Raw genomic sequence first — 20,931 nt, 5'->3', positions numbered from 1 at the left:
AAGAGCGGCTGAGGTACAGGGAAAGATCGCAGCCAGGAATATTTTGAACCGCATACAAGGACACTCCCGGCAACAGGAATATCATCCTGATATGCTGTACGTTATGGAACTTGGTACGGATGGAGGCATGTTCGTCATAAGGTACCCGGGTTCGCGCGAAGGCACGCCTTATTTTGAATGGGCAGTAGACGGATATCTTCCTCACTTGATGAAACTTGCGTTTGAAAAGTATTATAGCTGGAAATTAAGCTGAACAGTTTTTTGGGGAAGGGGAGAGGATGATTGATTTCGTTAGATCGTATGTAGCCCGAAAATTAGGAGTAGAGAAAAACAAGGGACAGTGTATATGCCATCCCTTTGCTTTTATCCAATAATAATTTTTCCTTCAGGATTGCGATAATGTTTTTTGTTGCGATCCCAGCTTAAAGCAAAAGCGATGTATGCATGGAAAGCCTTTTTGTCTTTTTATATTCTACAAGTTCAGCAATGACCACGAAGCCGATCCCCCCTGCGACAATCAGTGTCATAATGACGATGTTGACTACAGGATCATCTACAAAGAGAGTTAAGCTTCTAAAATGTCCAAAAAGATCAAACCCTGCGTTATTAAAGTTAGACACCGAATGAAAAAGGCCAAAATAAAAGCTTTTTTGCCATCCCATGTCCGGAAGCCAATATAAACCTAAGATAAGGGTACCTATCCCTTCAAAAATGACAGTAAAAAGAATCACATGGCGGATAAGACGAATAATTCCCCCAACAGTGAGATGGTTAAGCGATTCCTGAATAAGCAGCCGCTGTCGAAGCGTAATTTTTTTTCCCAGTATCAACACGAAAAGGGAAGCGACTGTCATAAAACCCAGCCCGCCTATTTGAATAAGGCTTAAAATAACGAGTTGTCCAAAATGTGTAAAGGTGGTGCCTGTATCAACAACAACGAGACCTGTCACACAAGTGGCAGAGGTGGCTGTGAACAGAGCGTCTACAAAAGATAGTCCTTCTCCATTTGTGGTGGAGATAGGCAGTGTTAATAATAATGCGCCGAATAAGATAAGCGCTCCGAATCCCATCACAAAAAGTTGAGGCGGACTTATCCAAGAAGCGATTTTTTTAAATTCATTTTTAAGTCGCATTGTTTTTTCTCCACGTTCAGTTTTTTACTTTTTCTTTATAATATTTCCTTTTTTTATCCATTTATAATGTAAAATGTGATAAGATGTGATTGAGGTTCTGTCTTCACGGAATCTCAATTTTTTTATTTGTGAGGAGGACAAAACGTGAAAATGAAAAACAAATTTTGCAATCAGTTAAATCCAGGTAAGGGGGTTATCTACGATGAACCATAGTCTTACCTACTATCCTTTACGAAAAAGTTTAATTAAGCAATTAATCTTTATCGAAGAGAACATGGTTGAGCTTTTAGATTTATATGTATCTTCTACTTTTGTCCACGACAGAGATTTTAATTTTTTCAAACGATATATAGCAGAAGTAGAAGAGTTTCTATCTGGTTCTGAGAATAGCACCTATCCTTCGCTCTCCAAGGTTTTCATCGGCAGTCAAGTTGCTTTGTTATACAAAGAAGATAACTATGTCGAACACTTTACGATCTGCTTCCCGGAAAAAAGTGATCCTGCTCGCGGGTATATTTCTTTTTTATCCCCGGTTGGAAGACAGTTGCTTTTGCATTCCCTAAATGAAGAAATTGTCTTATTAACACCCGGTGGTGAAACAAGAGTAGTGATTAAGAAAATCGAGTTTAAAGATTATCGATAAGGAATCGCTTTTTTAGCAGGAAGGCTAAACCGTTCCGTGTATCTTCAGTCTGAGGCCGTTGAAAACTCTCAACGGCCCAATCGATGTCTTTAACAAAACGTTTGTCTCTATCGTACATTCAATAAAATAGCCAAAAAAGAGACGCGGCCAGTGTCCTTACTCCATTCTGAGCAAGGGTTCTGGTACGCGTCTCATATGTATAACAAGCGATTGGAACAGATAGATTATTTGTTCTCTATTTTATCTAAGAGTGAAAAAAATTCTCCAATCCATTAGATGATATTACCGTATTATAAGATCATAGTAAATTAAAAGTCATTCTAAAAGATGGAGAATATATTGTCAATCTTTTAGACGTTGCCCATCAAGTAGAAAATGCAGTAGTCTAAAGCAGGCAAGACCATCGTGAAAAGAAGCGATGGTCTTATTTGTTTTATAAATCTAGCATATCATCTGCCTTTAAAGAGATCACAGGTCATTATCGGAAGCAGGAAGGAGGAAACAAGAGCATGAACGGGAAAGAAGAGAACCATCAGGGAACAAATGGATGGCCTGAAAGTAATGCAGATGGATGTTGCAATTGTAAGATGATCATGATCAATTCAGCCACGAATGGTTAACAGCTATAATTGACAATCAGTTGTGATTTGGGTAGAATGTATTTGAATAATTTACTTAATATTTAAATTAATCTAAATTTTATAATTTTTATTAGAGATAGCTACTTTAAACTATGTTACCGAACGGCGCGTTAGAGGGTAAAGTGGCTATTGTTACATATATACATAATGGGGTGGGATTTTTATAATGATGACCATGGATAAAGAGGCTTTAATTGGATTGCGGATCCTGGATTTGACACGTCTTTTGCCGGGCCCTTATTGTACTCTTCTATTAGGGGATCTTGGAGCGGAAATTATTAAAGTAGAAGAAAAAGGGCGTGGTGATTATACACGTGACATGTTACGTGGCATCTACTATGCCGTAAATAGAAATAAAAAAAGTATTTCTGTTGATTTAAAGTTGGAAGAAGGTCGTCAAATTGTTCTTGATCTCGCAAAACAATGTGATGTTCTGGTAGAAGGTTTTAGACCCGGAGTGGTGAACCGTTTAGGGATCGATTATGAAACAATAAAAGCTGTTAATCCAAAAATCATCTATTGTTCAATTTCTGGATACGGGCAGGACGGTCCTTATAAACTGGAACCCGGGCATGATCTTAATTATCTATCGGTTGCCGGAGCAATGAGTATACCTGGACAAATGGGTTATCCGCCTATGCGCAGTGGTTTGCCTGTCGCAGATCTGTCATCTTCCATGTTTGCAGCCGTAAGTATTTTAGCCGCTGTGGTTTACCAGCGTAGTACGGGTAAAGGACAATATATTGATGTCTCAATGACAGATTCTGTATTTTCCTGGGCCAGTACCCGATTTGGAGATTATATGATAGAAAGGGAATTGATTGATCCTGAAAAAATGGAACATATCCTTGCAACAAATGATATTTTTGAGACTAAAGATGGCAAAAAAATTGCACTTGGAGTACTAGAAGAACATTTTTGGATTGGTTTATGTAAAGGGATTAGTAGAGAGGATTTATTACAAGATAATCGTTTTCTTACAAATGAATTACGTAAACAAAATAAAGAAATTCTTCATGAAATCTTAAAAGAGATTTTTAAAACAAAAACCAGGGAAGAATGGTTACGTCTATTAAAGGAACAAAAAGCTCCGGCAAGCAGTGTAAATAACGTAGAAGAAGCCTTTTCGGATCAACAATTGAATTATCGTGGAATGATTCAGAAAATATTTGTATCATCCCTAAATAAGGATATTCTTCAAGTTCCATATCCAGTCAAATTATCAGAAACTCCTGCTAAAATTAAATCGGCTCCACCGGAATTAGGTGAGCATACAGATATGATCTTGCGGTATATTCTCAACTATTCAGAAGAAAAAATAAACAAATTAAAGGAAAGCTGCGTTTTTTAAAAGGAATTCTATAATTTCGTGATGGGGGGTAAAATCCTGTTTTGTTGAACATACTCCCAGGACCTGGATTTCCAATCCAATCACGGAGGATGAGAATAAAACGGAATATTCAATGAAAACAGAAGATTCAATGCAGACCATTCACCGTGCCATACAAGTTTTAAAAGCCTTTACGTTTGAGAACAGAGAGTTATCCTTGGCCGATTTACATAAGAAATTGGGAATATCCAAGTCAAGCTTGCAAAGAATTCTGAAAACACTAAGTGCAGAAGGGCTTTTAGAGAGAGATGAAAAACAAAAATCGTATAAATTGGGCCTGGAACTTTACTTCCTTGGACAACTGGTGGGGGTAAATTCCCATTTATTGTCGATTGCAAAACCTTACATGGAAAAATTGTCGAACGAGACAGGAGAATCCATTACCTTAAATATCATACATGATAAGAAACGTAAATGTATAGGTTATGTACAGGGGAAACATGAATTAACAACCTTTACCCATATCGGCCACTATTCTCCCCTGTATGCTGGGGCGTCTGCTAAAGTATTGCTTGCCTTCTTGCCGGACCAATTAAGAGATCAATTGTTAAATGAGATGGAATTTGTCTCGATTACAGCAAATACGATTGTAGATAAAAATAATTTACGCAGTGAATTATTGAAGATCAGGGAACAAGGATACGCAACCAGTGAAGGAGAACGCGTACTGGGAGCGTTTAGTTTCTGTGCTCCCATTACAAACCATGTAAATGAAATAGTCGCCAGTCTATCGATTACAATGCCGGTCATCAGAGTGGGAAATGATACGTATGAAGATTATGTAAACTTAATCAAGGATTATGCCAGACAAATTTCCACTCATTACGCAAAAAGTTTTAGATAAATTTTCTATCCATCTTGCAATAAATAACCTGTTTACTTACACAAAATTCTTGACGTTGCCCTCAGGGTACGTCTTTTTTTATTTTTCTAAAAACTTGAAATAATCAAAATAATATAATATTATATGATCATACCGATTAATGAATATAAATACCGATAGTCGGTACATCTATAGTTCTCGTAAATTTATAAAACACATGACAAATTTGTTTACCGGAAAAATTTTTGTCATATGGTCACATGACGAAACTTACACTGTTAAAGGAAAGAAAATGTAAGCGATTCACTTAAGTGAATAAAATTTAAAAAGTAGGAGTGAGTATAATTGAGTGGTCCGTTATGTGGAATCCGAGTCCTGGATTTGACCTCAGTATTGATGGGGCCTTACTGCACGCTTATTTTAGGGGATTTGGGCGCTGATGTGATAAAAGTTGAAACTCCCAAGGGAGACAGTACCAGATACCTCGGTCCCGCGAGAAATGATGGAATGGCAAGTGCATTTCTTCAAATGGGACGCAATAAAAAAAGCATTGTTCTTGATCTTAAAACAGATAAAGGAAAAGAAGTGGTATTAGCACTCGCGAAAAACGCCGATGTCTTTATTCACTCTATGCGTCCGCAGGCGATGGAAAAGCTAGGCCTTTCATACGATGAAGTATCAAAGGCTAACAATCATATCATTTATTGCGGCACTTATGGATTTCGTAAAGATGGGCCGTATGGGACTAAGCCTGCGTATGACGATATTATTCAAGGAGCTTCAGGGCTTGCAGCAGCTCAGGGTGAAATGACAGGTGTTCCCCAATATATGGCAACGGTTCTGGCGGACAAGACAACAGGCCTGATGGCAGCAAACGCGATCATGGCAGCGCTCTATTATCGGGAGCAAACCGGTGAAGGGCAGAATATCGAGGTACCTATGTTTGAAACGATGATTTCTTATACATTAATTGAACATATCTATGGGATGGCTTTTGATCCGCCGTTAGGGACCTCTTTGTATCCAAGGGCTACATCAAAACATCGAAAACCGTATCGTACACTGGATGGTTATGTATGTGTATTGATTTACAACGATAAACAGTGGCGTTCTTTCTTTGAATTTTCCGGCCACCGTGATCTTATTGAGGATGAACGTTTCCGCGATATTGCGGTAAGAACGGAACATATTAATGAAATATATCAACTGCTTGAAAAAATTATAGCGACCAAAAAAACGAACGAATGGATGGAAATTTTTGAGCAGGCAGATATTCCTGCTATGCCGTTGAATAAACCGGAGAATTTATTAGAAGATCCTCATTTAAAGCACATCGGCTTTTTTAAAAAAGTGAATCATCCTACTGAAGGGCAAATCATTGACATTGATTTTCCTGTAACATTCTCTAAATCTCAGGTAGAAGGTAGACATTTTGCTCCCCGACTTGGCGAGCACAGCGTGCAAATTCTTTCTGAACTCGGATATAGTCATGATGAAATTGATGATTTTATTCAAGATGGAATTACAGTGGATGGCACGATGCAGCATAGTACCAAACCATTGTAGTCGAATGTAAAGGAGGCGCTCGCCCACATGACTGTAACCATTCGAGCGGATGAGGTTCCGCAGCTTTTCCAACCGGGGATGCATGTATATATACAGGGATATGCGTCCGAACCTGTTACGATCCTCCAGGCATTGAAAAACATGCCTGAGGCAAGCAACGGAATTCATTATATATCAAATGTTTTACCGGGATTAAACCAATTGGATTTTACATCGTTGCATAAAAACGCATCGATGACAGCATTTTTTTTGACTCGAGAATTAAAAAAGTCATTTTTAAATGAAAAAGTTCGTTTTGTTCCTTTGCATTTAACCGAGACGTATAATTACCTGAACAATGAGGCTCAAGTTGATGTTGCGATTATTCAGGTTTCTCCTCCTAATGATTGGGGATATTGTAGCCTTGGAATTTCGGCTGATTTTGTTCCGGCTGTTTTGAACAAAGCGAAAGTAATCATTGCCGAAATGAATGATTGTATGCCGTGTACTCATGGAGAAGCGCCGATTCATATCGATAAACTGGATTATATCGTCAAAACGAATCGTCCGCTTCCGGAAATGCCGAAAACGAAATACACTCCGGACATGGAACGGATAGGAAAATATGTTTCGACCTTGGTTAAGGACGGCGACACGATACAGTTCGGGATCGGGGCAGTCCCGGAAGCGATTCTGTCCTGTTTAAAAGACAAAAAGGATCTTGGGATTCATTCTGGCTTAATCATCGATACGGTGGTTGATTTGATTGAAGCGGGAGTAGTGACCGGAAAAAAGAAAACGCTTGACCGTGGGAAAATTGTAACCGGTATCGCGGTGGGGACGAAACGACTTTATGATTTTGTAAACAATAATCCTCTGGTGGATTTTCGTCCTGTATGTTATACCCATTCGATTAACGTGCTTAAGCAGATCGATAATTTTGTTTCTATCAATTCTGCAATAGAGATTGACCTGTTTGGACAAATCAATGCGGAAACGATTAGAGGCGCCCAATTTGGGGGGACAGGCGGTCAAGTTGATTTTATTCGCGGCACCAGGCTTTCTCTAAACGGTAAGTCTATCATTGCACTGTTGTCAACTGCTGATCAAGGGAAAATATCCAGAATAGTACCTGCTCATAAAAGCGGAACCATTATAACAACGACTCGTACCGATGTCCAGTTTGTCGTGACAGAGTATGGGATAGCCGACTTAAGAAATAAATCGCTTCAGGAACGAGCCGATCTATTGATCTCTATTGCAGCTCCGCAGTTCAGAGGAGAATTGGAATCCGCATGGGGTGAGATAAAAGCAAAGTGGAAGAAATGGGAGTAATTGGTAAAATAAGCTGTATATTCATTGATGGACATGAATTCGTAAGATACCGGTACTGACGGATTATTAACATTTTTTCAGAATCAAAGGAGGAAAAGTGATGGCAGACATCTTGTTTGAAAAGAGAGGGAAAATTGCGATTATCACATTGAATCGCCCGCAAGTCATGAACGCATTTACGATGGATATGATTGACCAATGGGCGGAGGCTTTAGACGAATACAGGAAAGATGATTCGGTTCATGCCGTCGTTTTAACGGGAGCCGGTGAACGCGCTTTTTGTTCGGGGGTTGACCTTGCGGCTTTAGATGCAATGGATGCGTCGAAGTCAATTAACCGGAAGAATATTTTATGGGAGCATATTCATCGTATTGCTCTTACTCTGGAACAGTTGGAGAAGCCGATGATTGCGGCAGTCAACGGATCGGCGGTTGGTGCAGGGATGGACATGGCGTTAATGTGCGACATTCGGTTTGCTTCAGAAAATGCCAGATTCTCTGAAGGGTATATCCGTGTGGGACTCGTCCCCGGAGATGGGGGGGCATATTTTCTGCCGAGAATAGTCGGTATGGCTAAAGCGTTGGAATTATTATGGACAGGTGATTTTATTTCTGCTAAAGAAGCAAAAGATTTGTCAATTGTCAATCATGTATATGCACCACAGGATTTAATGCAAAAGACATTGGAATTTGCAGAAAGAATAGCCAATTCGCCAACAATTGCGATCCGTATGATAAAGCGGGCTGCTTACCAGTCTGCAAATCTTGACCTGCGGACAGCTTTAGATCTTATTTCATCTCACTTTTCTATCGTAAGAGATACGGAGGATCATCATGAAGCATTAGCCGCAATGATAGAAAAAAGAACCCCACATTTTACCGGGAATTAATGTGTTATGTCAATTGATTAGGGAATAAAATGGCCAGGCTCGTTTATGGCGGGGAAGAAATTAGGTGAAAGATTGTCTAAAAAATTGATATTGAATGAATTTACAGGGGGGGATGTTACAAGATGAAAAAATCGTTTTTCTTCATATTAGGAATTTTATTAGTTTTGGGTACGATAGGATGCGGCACTAAAAGCGAAGAGACGGCAACAAAACAAAATGCTAAAGAATCCAACTCTTCAAACGGTGAAAAAGTAGTCATCAAAATTGCCGATTCTTTTCCTGGCTCGCATTTGATTCCGAAAGTTGCAACGATTCCTTGGACTAAGCGGATCGAGGAGTTAGGTAAAGGGAAAATTAAAGTGGAGTATTATCCAGCGGAACAACTGGGTAAGGCAGCAAGTTTACTGGATGTTGCGAGAACCGGGGTGGCTGATATTACTTATGTGGGACCGCTATATGTTTCCGATAAGATGCCGTTAAGCGGGGTAAGCGGCAATCCTGGCCTTGTTAAAGACTCATTAAGCGGTTCAAAGGCATTTAATAAACTGGTATTGGAGGACCTTTACGAACTCGAATTTAAAAAACAAGGGGTTAAACCACTGTGGGCCGGAACGACCCCCCCATATCAAATTGTAAATTCCAAGCATCCCGTTAAGACGATTGAAGATTTTAAAGGTTTGAAAATCCGTACATCGGGAGGGTTGCAGGAACAAATGATGCAGGCCTGGGGCGCAACACCGGTTTCCATATCAGGTACAGAGATTTATAGTGCCTGGGATCGCGGAACGATAGACGGAACGCTTATATCATTCTTTAGCTGGCCTGGTTATCAGGTGGACAAAGTAGCGAAATATACTACTACGAATGCGGCGCTTTCTGCATTTGGTATAACTTATGTAGTCAATGAGAAAAAATGGAGTAGTTGGCCGAAAGAAGTCCAAGACGCCGTATGGCAGGCGAGCCAGGAAATGCCTGAAATAATGGGAAAAGGGGCTATGGAAGACGAAGACAAATTGATAGAAGAATATAAGAAGTTTAACATCGAATTTTATGAACTGCCGGCAGACGAATTGGAGCGTTGGAATAAGGAGTTAGCGCTGTTTAATGATAAGTGGGCTAAAGATTTCGATGCAAAAGGATTGCCTGCATCAGAAATATTAAGAAAATTCAAGCAATATAATGAGGAATTTCAACAAGATTTTAAAAAGGGAGGAAATTAGGTTGGTTCCATACCGAGGAATCAGGCGCTCACTTCTTTTTGTGCCGGGTGAGAGTGAACGAAAGTTCCAACATGCCCTGAAAACGGCAGCTGATGGAATTATTTTGGATTTGGAAGATTCTGTAGCGGCTCATTTGAAGCCGGTGGCTAGAAAGCAAGTGAACAGATTGTTGAAAATAAGTGATTTTGCAGGGAAGGAGCGTCTTGTTCGAATTAATCCTTTGTCTTCTGGCTTAACAGAACAGGATATTGAGGAAACGATTGCAGGAAGGCCGCATACGTATGTCATTCCGAAAGTGAGCGTTCCTGAAGACATTCAGCAAATTGACCGTATTTTAGAACGAAACGAAGATAAATATGGGTTCCCTTTAGGTTCTACAGGGCTGCTGGTTATTGTGGCGGAGACACCTGCTTCCATGCTTTATCTGCGTGAAATCGCTGCTTCTTCAAAAAGAATTACAGGTTTTACATGGGGAAATGAAGACTTAATTACCGCTCTTGGTGGCAAAAAAATTCGTGATGACGCCGGAGAGCTTATTCCATTGTTTCATATTGTTCGTTCATTCGCTTTGCTAACAGCTGTTTCTTTTAATATTGATCCTCTGGACGCAGTATATGCCAATTTTAAAGATTTGACGGGTTTATCGAAAGAGGCACAGGATGCGGCTGATTTAGGATATATCGGTAAAATCGCAATTCATCCTGACCAAATTAATCCGATTAATCGTCACTTTGAAATAAGTGATGAGGAAATAGCGGAAGCCCGTGAACTGGTGGAAGCTTTTGAGGTTGCGAGAGCTAATGGTCAAAATACGTTTGCTTTCAAAGGCGGTATGGTGGATGAACCTCATTATACTCGTGCTATGAAACTGTTAAAACGTGCTGACAGATTAAAGAATAGAATGAAGTTTTAGGGGAGGGGTGTATTGTGGGTGGCAAATATTTCGAAGAGTTAGAAGTAGGGCAAATTTTAAAACATCAGACAGCTAGAACGGTACATGATTACGATAATATTTTATTTTCTACATTAACAATGAACCCGCAACCGCTTCATCTTGACGCGGAATATGCATCCAAAACAGAGTTCGGCAGGCCTCTTGTGAACAGTTTGTTTACATTGGGTTTAGCAGTTGGGCTTTCTGTACAAGATACTACACTTGGAACGACAGTGGGGAATCTTGGTTTTCAGAATGTTGAGTTTCCTCGTCCTGTATTTGGTGGAGATACGATCTATACCGAGACCGAAGTCATAAGTAAAAGGGAATCGAAGTCACGCCCTATGCAAGGAATTGTCGTTTTTGAGCATCGAGCTTTGAATCAACGCGGGGAAATTGTGATGCGTTGCCAGCGGGTGGCTCTGATGCTTAAACGTCCGATCGACAAGTAGATAAATAAGAGGTTCAAATACATTAAAAGAAGGTGATGAAGATAAACTTCGAATGGACCAAAGAACAATTAATGATTCGACGGGAAGTAGTCCGCCTGTGTTCCAAATTTGACGATAATTATTGGTTGAATTGTGACAGGGAACACCGTTTTCCCTGGGAGTTTTACAATGCCATTGCCGATGGGGGATGGATCGGTGTAGCGATACCCGAAAAATATGGCGGTGCCGGACTCGGCATTACGGAAGCTGCGATCGTATTGAATGCCATCGCCTCAACCGGGGCGGGGATGAATGGGGGAACTGCGATCCATCTCTCTTTGTTTGGCTTAAATCCGGTTGTAAAACATGGTTCCGAGGAGATGAAGGAAAAATATCTTCCCCTTGCTGCTTTAGGAAAATTGCATGTTTCGTTTGGAGTGACTGAGCCGGATGCAGGCACAGACACGACGCGAATCACTACATTTGCCCGGAGAGATGGAGATCATTTTATTATTAACGGAAAAAAAGTGTGGAATTCAAAAGCGAAAGAATCAAGCAAAGTACTTTTGCTTACAAGAACTACTCCCCTGGAAGAATGTAAGAGAAAAACGGACGGAATGACTCTTTTCCTCGCTGATTTGGATAAAAGGTATGTCTCGATAAAGGAAATCGAAAAACTGGGAAGGAATGCAGTCGATTCTAACGAGCTGTTTATTGAAGATCTCCCCGTCAGTGAAAAGGATGTAGTTGGTGAAATTGGCAAGGGATTTTATCATTTGCTCGATGGACTCAATCCGGAGAGAATCCTGTTATCGGCGGAATTTTGCGGATTAGGCATGTGCGCATTAAAGAAGGCTGTCCAATATGCCAACGAAAGGGTAGTTTTTGGGCGTCCTATTGGTAAAAACCAGGCAATACAGCATCCGCTGGCAGAAAGTTATGCCGAGTTGGAGGCAGCCGATTTGTTATGGCAACGTGCAGCATGGCTGTATGACAATGGTCAGCCCAGCGGAGCCGCTGCAAATGTTGCGAAATACATTGCAGCCGAGGTTGTTTTTAATGTTTGTGATCGGGCTTTGCAGACGTTTGGCGGGTTTGGGTACGCGAAAGAGTATCATGTCGAGCGGTACTGGAGGGAAGCGCGTCTATTAAAGATTGCCCCTGTTTCTCAAGAGATGGTACTCAACTATATTGGTGAGCATGTGCTTGATTTACCGAAATCTTACTAGATGATCTTGTCTATCCATTTGTTTTCGGAATGGCTCGTTTTATAAACGGCTTTTGTAAAGATAGAACTTACGCATAATTTTAATTGGGGGTGGGTTTTTTGTTCAAAGATTTGCAATTACCGGTAATAAAACTACCGGAAGCTGCAGAAAAAGTACGGAAAGAAGTCCGTACTTTTATTAAAGAGGAACTTCAGAAAGGCACATTCGAGCCTCACTGTGATTCCTGGTTGGGAGGGTTTTCTCCTGAATTTAGCCGTAAACTTGGTGAGCGTGGATGGCTTGGCATGACATGGCCCCGTGAATACGGAGGTCATGGACGTTCAGCACTCGAGAGATTTATAGTAACCGAAGAATTGCTGGCTGCCGGTGCCCCGGTTGCAGCGCACTGGATAGCAGACCGTCAAACGGGGCCGCTTTTGTTGCGATTTGGAACTGAATCACAACGGAAAAGGTTCCTTCCTAAAATTTCTGCCGGAGAATGGTATTTTGCCATTGGGTTAAGTGAACCGAATACCGGTTCCGACCTTGCATCGGTCCGTACAAGCGCGAAAAAAGTTGAGAACGGCTGGATTATAAACGGTAGTAAAATATGGACCAGCGGAGCACATCGTGCCCATTACATGATTGCATTATGCCGAACTTCCCCTGTTACTGACGAACGTCATGAGGGAATGAGTCAATTGATCATTGATTTGGCTTCTCCTGGTGTAACTGTTCGCCCCATTCGCCTGATCACGGGGGAGCATCATTTTAATGAGGTGATATTAGAAGAGGTCTTCGTTCCTGACGAAATGGTGATCGGTGATATCGGAAACGGATGGAAGCAAAGTATGACGGAATTGGCGTATGAGCGGAGCGGTCCGGAACGTTTCCTGAGCACATTCCCTTTACTGGTTGAGTTAGTAAGGGTTTTGGATAAGAATGCGAATGAAAGAGCAAGAATTTCGATTTCCGAATTGGTGGCCCATTTATGGACCCTGAGACGGATGTCATTAGGGGTGGCCGGGCTCCTTGAAAAAGGTATCGCCCCAGACATAGCAGCCTCTCTGGTAAAAGATCTGGGTACTCAATTTGAAAGCAAAATTGCGGAAACAGCACGCTTGCTTTACGCTTCTGTGCCATCCCTTGCTTCATCTTCCCGCTTTGAAGTCCTGCTTGCACAGGCTTTACTTCATTCACCAGGGTTTACACTGCGTGGAGGGACTACCGAAATATTACGTGGAATTATTGCGAGGGGGTTAGGGATTCGATGACAGATATTCAAGATATGATTTTAAATACCGCGACAAAAATCATGGAAGATTTATGTACAAAAGACGTTATTCATGCTGCTGAACAAGGCGCCTGGGCCGGTGATTTGTGGAATACTTTGGCGGAAGTGGGAATGACTACGATTGGTATCCCCGAAGAATCAGGGGGGGCGGGTGGAAGCTTGGAAGATGCGATGGCTGTTTTGCGGATTGCGGGCAGATTTTCGGCTCCGATCCCGTTAGCGGAAACATTGATGGCCAACAGGTTGCTTTCATTGTCCGGATTACCAGTTTCTACGGACCCATTAACCGTTGTCCCCGTTGTTCAAAACGAAATGATTTTTGCGAAAAAGTCTTCTAAAGGCTGGGTGATTACCGGTAAAGCGGGTCAAGTGCCCTGGGCAGAAAAAGCAAAGGGCATCGTGGTAGTAGCGAATACAGATGAACAACCGATTATCGCATTTGTTGACTCAAATTCATGCACGATTAAACCCGGAATAAACTTAGCAAATGAGCCGCGCAACGAAGTTGTTTTTCAGGATGTGTTTGTAGAAAACCAGCTTGTTGCGACTGTGCCGTTTTCTACTCAAACAATTTATAACCTGGGTGCTTTGACCCGGGTGGTGCTTATGACCGGGTCTTTAGAACGCATTCTAGAGCTTTCAGTACATTATTCGAAAGAACGCTCACAATTTGGGAAGCCAATCGGACGCTTTCAAGCAATCCAGCAACAGCTGGCGGTTTTGGCCGGTGAAGTTTCTGCAGCAAGTATCGTAACGGATTTTGCCGTTTATGCATTCGAGAGCGAATACGCTAAGGAAGAAATAATGATCGCCAAAATTAGAGTCGGAAATGCAGTGAGCACCGCTGTGCCTATCGCTCATCAAGTCCATGGGGCTATTGGTTTTACTGACGAATATCCACTACATCATAGTACGCGCAGGTTATGGTCATGGCGTGATGAGTTCGGTACGGAAAGTGAGTGGGCAAATGATCTTGGGGAAATGATAATCGAAAACGGTCCGGAAAAATTATGGCCTTTCATTTGCTCATCTAAATCGTACTCTTATGAAAGAACGGTTTAGAAAGAACAGAAAAAATAATTCGGATAAGGATGTGAAGATATGAGAGAATTAATGAAATATTTTGATTACTTAGAATTATTTTTCTATTTCATCTCGAAGCTTGCGGTCTTCCTTATGATGTTGACGACAACGGCTGATGCCATATGCCGTTATTTATTTAATAGCCCAATTGTCGGCGCATACGAGTTTGTAGAAAGTTATTTGATGGTTGTGGTAGTGTTTTTAAGCTTGAGTTATGTGATGAAAGTGAATGGCCATATAAAGGTAGATATGCTGGTGGAGCATTTGCCTGACCGCCTTGTCAGAGTATTGAATATTATGTTTCTGCTTGCCGGCGCCCTGTTGATGCTGGTGATCGGTTATCAGGGAGTACTGGCGACGGAAGAAGCATGGGTAAACAATTACACATCAAGCGGTTTGATTGCCTGGCCCACATGGCTTTCGGTTATTTGGGTGCCAATCGGCTCTTTTCTTTTTGTGTTACGTTTGATTCTGGAAGCAATCAAAGTTGCGCTAATGAATAGCGATGATGAAGAAGCGGCCAATGCTGCGATGGGAATGAATAGTGATGATGAAGATGCGGCCAAGCATAATGTCTTTTAATGTTGAAATAGAAAGGAGTACGACATAGTATGACTGTTGCCATTCCTCTTTCACTATTACTATTTTTGTTGGCATTTGGCATGCCAATCGCTTTTGCGATGGCGGTATCGGGAACCGTTGGCTTGATTATGCTCGGAGGGGTAGAGATGTTTATGGGGATTGCCCAAACAACCCCCATCGAAAGTGTATCCAGCTTTTTATTAAGTACAATTCCGATGTTTATCTTGATGGCTGAGTTTATGACAGCGAGTGGAATTACAAAAGATTTATTTCGTGCCGGTTATAAGTGGCTTGGTCATTTGCCGGGCGGATTGGGAATTGCAACCGTTTTCGCCGGAACGGGACTAGCCGCCGTATGCGGGTCCTCAACAGCCTCTGCGGCGACCTTAGCGGCATCCGCTGTTCCAGAGATGCAGCGGTATGGATATAAGACACATTTTGCAATGGGTGCTGTAAGTATTGCTGGAACATTGGCGATTATGATTCCACCCAGTGTCGTACTGATTCTTTATGGAATTTTGACGGAAACGGGAATCGGTTCCCTGCTCATCGCTGGAATTATTCCGGGAGTACTTACTGCCGTCGGCTACATTATAACGATTTTGATTTGGGTGAAAAAGTCTCCGGACGTTGCGCCAAAAATTGACGTTATACCGACAATGAAAGAACGGTTTCAATCTTTAAAGAATATCTGGCCTATGCTCCTTTTGGTCGCTATTGTCGTTGTTTCAATTTACTCGGGCATGGTTACGGCTACAGAAGCCGGTGCCATCGGCGCTTTTGCGGCTTTTTTAATCGCTTTGGGGATGCGCCGCCTGACAGTGAAGAATATACTTGAGGCATTGAGCCGTACGCTTAAGTCAACGTCGATGATACTGCTGATCGTCATGGGGGCTATGTTTTTTGGCTATTACCTTACATCGACACAGGTTACACAGAATCTTGTTGAGCTCATACAAATGATGGATATACCTAGATGGATCATCCTTATGTTTATTATAATTTTGTATTTAATATTGGGAATGTTTCTTGATCAAATAGCCATTCTTATCCTTACGTTACCGTTTACATTCCCTTTAATTATTGCCCTGGGATACGATCCGGTTTGGTTTGGGATCATTGTCACAAAAACAGCGGAAATAGGATTGGTCACCCCTCCCGTAGGAATGAATGTATTTGTGGCTTCCGGCTCGGCCGGTGTTCCGACTGCTGTTGGTTTCAAAGGGGTATTTTGGTTTGTTGTTGCTGATTTATTCATCTTATTGCTCCTTATCCTGTTTCCCTTCCTTTCCACCTGGTTGCCGGGCCTTATGATGTAATGCACATGCATTCAAGGGAAATGGAAAACGCTCTGAAGATTCTATTTGTCGGGGAGTGACCGGAATTGAATATTGATTTATCAGAAGAGAATAAGCTTATTAGACAGTTAGCGAAGTCTTTTGCTGAAAAGGAAATTCTGCCAAAAATAAAAGAATACGAACAAAAGAGGAGATTTCCCCGTGATATTATTCGGAAAATGGGAGAACAAGGCTTTTATGGTGCTTGTTTCCCCGAAAAATATGGTGGTTCTGAACTTGGTTTCTTAAATTTGGCAATTATTGCGGAAGAAATATCGCGTGTCAGTGCATCGATTGGGAGTACTTTCAACGCACAATCGATGACCGTCCCTTTTACCATTTTAAACTGGGGGACGGAAGCGCAGATCGAAAAATATGTTCCAAAACTTATTGGGGGGGAATGGATTGGGTTTTTTGGTTTGACTGAACCCGGAGGAGGATCTGATGCTGCAGGTTCGATGAAAACAAGAGCGATATTGGACGGTAACGAATATGTAGTAAACGGGCAAAAGGTTTTCGCTTCTTATGCCAGTGTTGCAGATGTAGGGTTGCTTTTTGCAAAGACGGATCCCGATGCTGGCCATAAGGGCATATCCGCTTTTATCATTCAAATGGACAGACCGGGGATTGAAGCAAAAGATATCTCAATGAGTTCTCTCGGTAATTTAACCAAAACGTGCGAATTATTTTTAACCGATTACAGAATTCCAAAAGAAAATTTGTTAGGCAATGAAGGGGAAGGTTTCAAGATTGCTATGAATGCCCTCGATTACGGGCGTTTAACAATTCCGGCCCGGTCGGTGGGGCTGGCGCAAGCTTGTTTAGAGGCCGCTATTCAATATTGTAACGAAAGAGTTGTAGGCGGCCACAAAATCGGTGAGTACCAGATGATTCAAAGGCTGATTGCTGATATGACAGTGGAAATTGAAGCGGCCCGTTTATTGACTTATAAAAGCGCTTACTTAAAAGACAAAGGGGCGGCGACTACGAGAGAAAGTTCTCATTCCAAATATTTTGCGGCTGAAGTCGTATGGAGAGCCGCTCAGGCGGTTTATGAAATTTATGGCGGCTATGCTCTGGCTGATGAATATCCGATTAATCAATACCTGGCTTATGCAGGTTTATTCCGTACGGGAGAAGGTTCTGCCAATATTCAACGAATTTTAATCGCGGAAGATGCTCTTGGCTGGAAGGATGCCAATCGGCATAATATGAAGCGCCGTTTTTCTCTTAAAAGCGATATCTTCTAGATTAAATTCAATATTTGAATCCTATTATACAGGGAGTATGAAGATGAAAAGTCTATTCAATACAAAGGTTTGCAAAATACTTGGAATCAAATACCCGGTTATGCAGGCGGGGATGGGGTATCTGGCCCGGGGGAGATTAGCAGCGGCCGTTTCCAATGTCGGTGGCCTTGGCGTAATCGGTACCGGGCACTTGACTCTGGATGAGCTGCGTGAAGAAATCCGTCTGGCGAAGTCGCTAACCGATAAACCGTTTGGCGTCGATATCTTGTTCGGAAAAATTATAGCGGATCACAGCAGCCAGCAGGTTGCCCGTTATTCCCACGAAGTTGAGAAGCAAATTGAAATCACACTGGAGGAAAGAGTGCCGGTGCTGATTTCCGGGTTGGGGAATCCGCTGGGTGTGATTAAGGAAGCTCATCAATTGGGCATGGTGGTTATGTCCGTGGTCGGTAATGTTAAACAAGCGGTGCAACTGGAAAAAGACGGTGTTGACATCATCATTGCCCAGGGACATGAGGCAGGAGGGCATACCGGAAGTGTAGGGACGATGGTCTTAGTGCCACAGGTCGTTGATGCTGTCAAGATCCCGGTAGTGGCTGCCGGCGGCATCGCGGATGGAAGAGGGCTGATAGCCTCCCTATCATTGGGTGCCGGCGGTGTCTGGATGGGGACCAGATTTATTGCAAGCCACGAAGCTCATGCCCATGATAATTATAAGCAAAAGATCGTGTCTATTAATGAGGAGGGAACCGTCATCTCCCGGGGCCACAGCGGCAAGCCTGTCCGTATGATTAAGAATAACTTTACTGATTACTGGAAAAAACGTGAGAATGAAATTCACCCGTATCCTTTGCAGTTGATCGAAGTCGGAAAAGAGGCCTCTAAGCGCGCGAGAATTGATGGCGATGTCGAAAACGGCGTTGCTCCGGCCGGGCAGATCTCCGGTATGATCAAAGGTGTGAAAAGTGCCGGACAGATCGTTGAAGACATCATTCAAGAAGCGGAAGAAGTGCTGAGCCGCTTCCAGGCATGAGATCATGGCTCCTGGTTTTTTCTATGATATTTTTCCCGAAAATATTATTTAGCCTCTTCTGGCTTCCCCTCATGGATAGGTTGAACAGTGTATAGCATACATATCAAATGGGTACGCTTATTTGATACAAAGAAAAAAGTCGACGATTCCTTAGTTAGCGTAGGAAAAATCGACTTTTTTCGTATGCAAACATTCTTAGCGTATATTTTCCTTAAAAAGTTAACGGTACCCTTAAGCCGGTGTTTTTTTATTTTTATCCACATATTACAAGTATTAACCGTCCATGTAAGAACGTTATTTTGTTTTGGTTCCCTCAGACCCGGCGATCCATATTTTTGATCCATCTGTGTATTTTCCGCCGCTATCCCACAACAAAACAATCTTTCCATCTTTACTTTCCGCTTTTTTTACCGCCCAATCAACCTTGTCAGGTCCGTTTGTTAAAATAATAGCGCTCTCTGCTCCATAAACTTCCCCTGGTTTTGCCGCTCTCCATTTCCCCTTCGTTTTATTAAACGTGTAAGTACCATCTTTATTAATGGTCAGTGTACCATTCGAAGCGCCAGGGTTATATTTGCTTCCAGCATAGTTTCCTGAATTAACGTAATAATATGATGTCATGCCGCCCGGTATCCAAAGCTTCCATTTCCCAATGAAATCATTTACATTTAGGTTTTGTTTCTGTTTTTCCTGTGACTTTTTTGTATCAACTGGCTGTGTATTTGTTTTTGTATTCCAATTCTCTGTCCATATCTCCGTTTTAGTTGGTTGGGACCATACTTCTGTTTTAGACGGCTCCGACCATATTTCCGCAGCTTCTGCCTGACTTGCGATGAAAAGGGCAAGTATACTCAAGCATAAACTTTTCTTAACCACTAAAATCACCCCCCTATTTTTTTGAAACCCCGTACTTTTCAGTATATTATATGTATTTCGATAAATCAATTCCCAAAATAAGAAGAGGGTATCCAAAACTAATATGGCCTGCATCATGTTCCAGAGAGGAAGTGATCGGGATGGGATGCTATTTTGGAACGATGTTTGACGGTCACAATTTTTTTATCCTCAACAATTTTAAACAGCTCATTCATATCCGTACTGTGCTTTTTTTAGCTCTTTAAACCCTTGTGGCTCTAAGGTTCCGAGTATTAATGTTTCTAGTGTTCATCCTGTTTTTACTTGGCCGACCTTTTCTATTGATGCTTTGATTGGTATAGGTGTTCCTCTATGTGTCGTTACCATGGCATCGCAAAATGCTCCTGATATTGGTGTCTTGCGAGCAGATGACTATAATACACCAGTCAGTCCTCTTGTTACAACAACCGGTATTACATCACTATTGCTTGCTTCGTTTGGTTCTCATGCCATTAATTTGGCAGCAATAACGGCTGCGATCTGCACGGGAAAAGAAGCGCATAACGATCCAGATAAACGCTATATCGCAGGCATATCATGCGGTGTATTTTATCTTTTATTTGGTATTTTTGGTGCAACAATCCCCTCTATTTTTTCTGCACTACCAGCTGAGCTCATTGCTGTAATAGCTCGACTGGCATTATTCGCTTCACTAAGTTCCAGCCTTTCTTCAGCAATGGAGGGTTCACAAAAGGAAAGTGCTTTAGTAACTTTTCTCGTTACCATATCGGGCATATCCATTGCTGGAATCGGATCAGCATTTTGGGGACTTATTGCTGGTATAATAACAAACTATATTTTCACAGCGGATATAAGAAAAATATTTTCAAAGAAGACCATGAATGCCTTCGAAAAAAGCTTTGAAAATTAGAAGTTGATGAGAAGGAGAGGAAGCACAAGTAGATTTTATAGTCATTGGTTCATACTAGAGGTGCTATTTTTTAGCAACCAAAGAACAAAAAAATTGGTTGAACAACAATAGGAAGAAATGAAACAGTTTACAGAGCGTCGGTTACTTAATAGCCGGTGCTTTTTGTGTATATAATAAAGAAAGTATTTTTTGGCAGGAGGGAACAATGAGCGTACATCACAGTGATAAAAAACCAAATCGTTTAATCCATGAGAAATCACCATACTTATTACAGCATGCCTACAACCCCGTAGACTGGTATCCGTGGGGAAAAGAAGCTTTCGACCGGGCGAAAAAAGAAAACAAGCCTATTTTTCTTAGTATCGGCTACAGCA

20 protein-coding genes and 1 pseudogene are annotated in these 20,931 nt (G+C 41.7%); 19 read left to right on the top strand and 2 right to left on the bottom strand.

The window, feature by feature from the left end:
- On the top strand, nt 1–253 hold a 253-nt coding region (locus tag B2899_RS04095), incomplete at its 5' end, for a hypothetical protein (RefSeq protein WP_286884222.1).
- Nucleotides 254–425: 172 nt separating this feature from the next.
- Here B2899_RS04095 and B2899_RS04090 read toward each other — a convergent pair.
- Nucleotides 426–1,133 (bottom strand): annotated as a pseudogene (locus tag B2899_RS04090) (potassium transporter TrkG); the annotation flags it as partial.
- 202 nt (nt 1,134–1,335) lie between these two features.
- On the opposite strand from B2899_RS04090, the gene B2899_RS04085 reads away from it, so the two are divergent.
- The 16 genes from B2899_RS04085 to B2899_RS04010 all read left to right on the top strand — a co-directional run bounded on the left by B2899_RS04085 (nt 1,336) and on the right by B2899_RS04010 (nt 18,771).
- Nucleotides 1,336–1,776, top strand: a complete 441-nt coding sequence (locus B2899_RS04085) for a GreA/GreB family elongation factor (protein ID WP_146810950.1) — start codon at nt 1,336–1,338, stop codon at nt 1,774–1,776.
- 807 nt (nt 1,777–2,583) lie between these two features.
- Nucleotides 2,584–3,768 (top strand): CaiB/BaiF CoA transferase family protein, encoded by a 1,185-nt coding sequence (locus B2899_RS04080; RefSeq protein WP_146810965.1) that lies wholly within the window; start codon nt 2,584–2,586, stop codon nt 3,766–3,768.
- Between the two features lie 112 nt (nt 3,769–3,880).
- Complete coding sequence (locus B2899_RS04075; protein ID WP_146810966.1) at nt 3,881–4,651, top strand: IclR family transcriptional regulator; 771 nt, start codon at nt 3,881–3,883, stop codon at nt 4,649–4,651.
- A 324-nt stretch (nt 4,652–4,975) separates the two neighbouring features.
- Nucleotides 4,976–6,196 carry a CaiB/BaiF CoA transferase family protein gene (locus tag B2899_RS04070; protein ID WP_286884218.1) on the top strand — a complete coding sequence of 407 codons (1,221 nt, stop codon included), beginning with the start codon at nt 4,976–4,978 and terminating at the stop codon, nt 6,194–6,196.
- 27 nt (nt 6,197–6,223) lie between these two features.
- Nucleotides 6,224–7,510 (top strand): acetyl-CoA hydrolase/transferase family protein, encoded by a 1,287-nt coding sequence (locus tag B2899_RS04065; RefSeq protein WP_286884216.1) that lies wholly within the window; start codon nt 6,224–6,226, stop codon nt 7,508–7,510.
- 100 nt (nt 7,511–7,610) lie between these two features.
- On the top strand, nt 7,611–8,399 hold the full coding sequence (locus tag B2899_RS04060) for an enoyl-CoA hydratase/isomerase family protein (protein ID WP_146810980.1): 789 nt from the start codon (nt 7,611–7,613) through the stop codon (nt 8,397–8,399).
- A gap of 122 nt (nt 8,400–8,521) precedes the next feature.
- Nucleotides 8,522–9,619, top strand: a complete 1,098-nt coding sequence (gene dctP, locus B2899_RS04055) for a TRAP transporter substrate-binding protein DctP (RefSeq protein WP_286884208.1) — start codon at nt 8,522–8,524, stop codon at nt 9,617–9,619.
- Nucleotide 9,620: 1 nt separating this feature from the next.
- Nucleotides 9,621–10,532 (top strand): HpcH/HpaI aldolase/citrate lyase family protein, encoded by a 912-nt coding sequence (locus B2899_RS04050; RefSeq protein WP_286884206.1) that lies wholly within the window; start codon nt 9,621–9,623, stop codon nt 10,530–10,532.
- A gap of 14 nt (nt 10,533–10,546) precedes the next feature.
- Complete coding sequence (locus B2899_RS04045; protein WP_146810971.1) at nt 10,547–11,005, top strand: MaoC family dehydratase; 459 nt, start codon at nt 10,547–10,549, stop codon at nt 11,003–11,005.
- A 35-nt stretch (nt 11,006–11,040) separates the two neighbouring features.
- On the top strand, nt 11,041–12,213 hold the full coding sequence (locus B2899_RS04040) for an acyl-CoA dehydrogenase family protein (RefSeq protein ID WP_246147352.1): 1,173 nt from the start codon (nt 11,041–11,043) through the stop codon (nt 12,211–12,213).
- Nucleotides 12,214–12,311: 98 nt separating this feature from the next.
- Nucleotides 12,312–13,466 carry an acyl-CoA dehydrogenase family protein gene (locus tag B2899_RS04035; protein ID WP_286884203.1) on the top strand — a complete coding sequence of 385 codons (1,155 nt, stop codon included), beginning with the start codon at nt 12,312–12,314 and terminating at the stop codon, nt 13,464–13,466.
- Nucleotides 13,463–14,548, top strand: coding sequence for an acyl-CoA dehydrogenase family protein (locus B2899_RS04030; protein WP_146810972.1), 1,086 nt, complete (start codon nt 13,463–13,465; stop codon nt 14,546–14,548). Before B2899_RS04035 ends, B2899_RS04030 begins: the two co-directional genes overlap by 4 nt.
- 39 nt (nt 14,549–14,587) lie before the next feature.
- The gene (locus tag B2899_RS04025) at nt 14,588–15,151 is read left to right on the top strand and encodes a TRAP transporter small permease (RefSeq protein WP_146810973.1); all 564 of its coding nucleotides are present in this window, start codon (nt 14,588–14,590) and stop codon (nt 15,149–15,151) included.
- Between the two features lie 29 nt (nt 15,152–15,180).
- Nucleotides 15,181–16,470 (top strand): TRAP transporter large permease, encoded by a 1,290-nt coding sequence (locus B2899_RS04020; protein ID WP_286884200.1) that lies wholly within the window; start codon nt 15,181–15,183, stop codon nt 16,468–16,470.
- A 65-nt stretch (nt 16,471–16,535) separates the two neighbouring features.
- Nucleotides 16,536–17,738 carry an acyl-CoA dehydrogenase family protein gene (locus tag B2899_RS04015; RefSeq protein WP_286884198.1) on the top strand — a complete coding sequence of 401 codons (1,203 nt, stop codon included), beginning with the start codon at nt 16,536–16,538 and terminating at the stop codon, nt 17,736–17,738.
- 43 nt (nt 17,739–17,781) lie between these two features.
- Entirely contained in the window at nt 17,782–18,771 is a 990-nt protein-coding gene (locus B2899_RS04010; RefSeq protein WP_286884196.1) for an NAD(P)H-dependent flavin oxidoreductase, read from the top strand.
- Between the two features lie 294 nt (nt 18,772–19,065).
- Here B2899_RS04010 and B2899_RS04005 read toward each other — a convergent pair whose 3' ends face one another.
- Complete coding sequence (locus B2899_RS04005; protein ID WP_286884194.1) at nt 19,066–19,647, bottom strand: hypothetical protein; 582 nt, start codon at nt 19,645–19,647, stop codon at nt 19,066–19,068.
- A gap of 271 nt (nt 19,648–19,918) precedes the next feature.
- Between B2899_RS04005 and B2899_RS04000 the strand changes: the two genes are divergently transcribed.
- Complete coding sequence (locus B2899_RS04000) at nt 19,919–20,557, top strand: benzoate/H(+) symporter BenE family transporter (protein ID WP_286884246.1); 639 nt, start codon at nt 19,919–19,921, stop codon at nt 20,555–20,557.
- Between the two features lie 205 nt (nt 20,558–20,762).
- Nucleotides 20,763–20,931: DUF255 domain-containing protein (locus tag B2899_RS03995; protein WP_286884244.1), on the top strand; the 169-nt coding region annotated here is incomplete at its 3' end.

The organism is Aneurinibacillus sp. UBA3580, assembly GCF_002375825.1.
Taxonomy (GTDB): Bacteria; Bacillota; Bacilli; order Aneurinibacillales; family Aneurinibacillaceae; genus Aneurinibacillus; species Aneurinibacillus danicus.
Note: the sequence above shows the minus strand (reverse complement) of the source record. Positions and strands in the feature narration are given on the sequence as shown.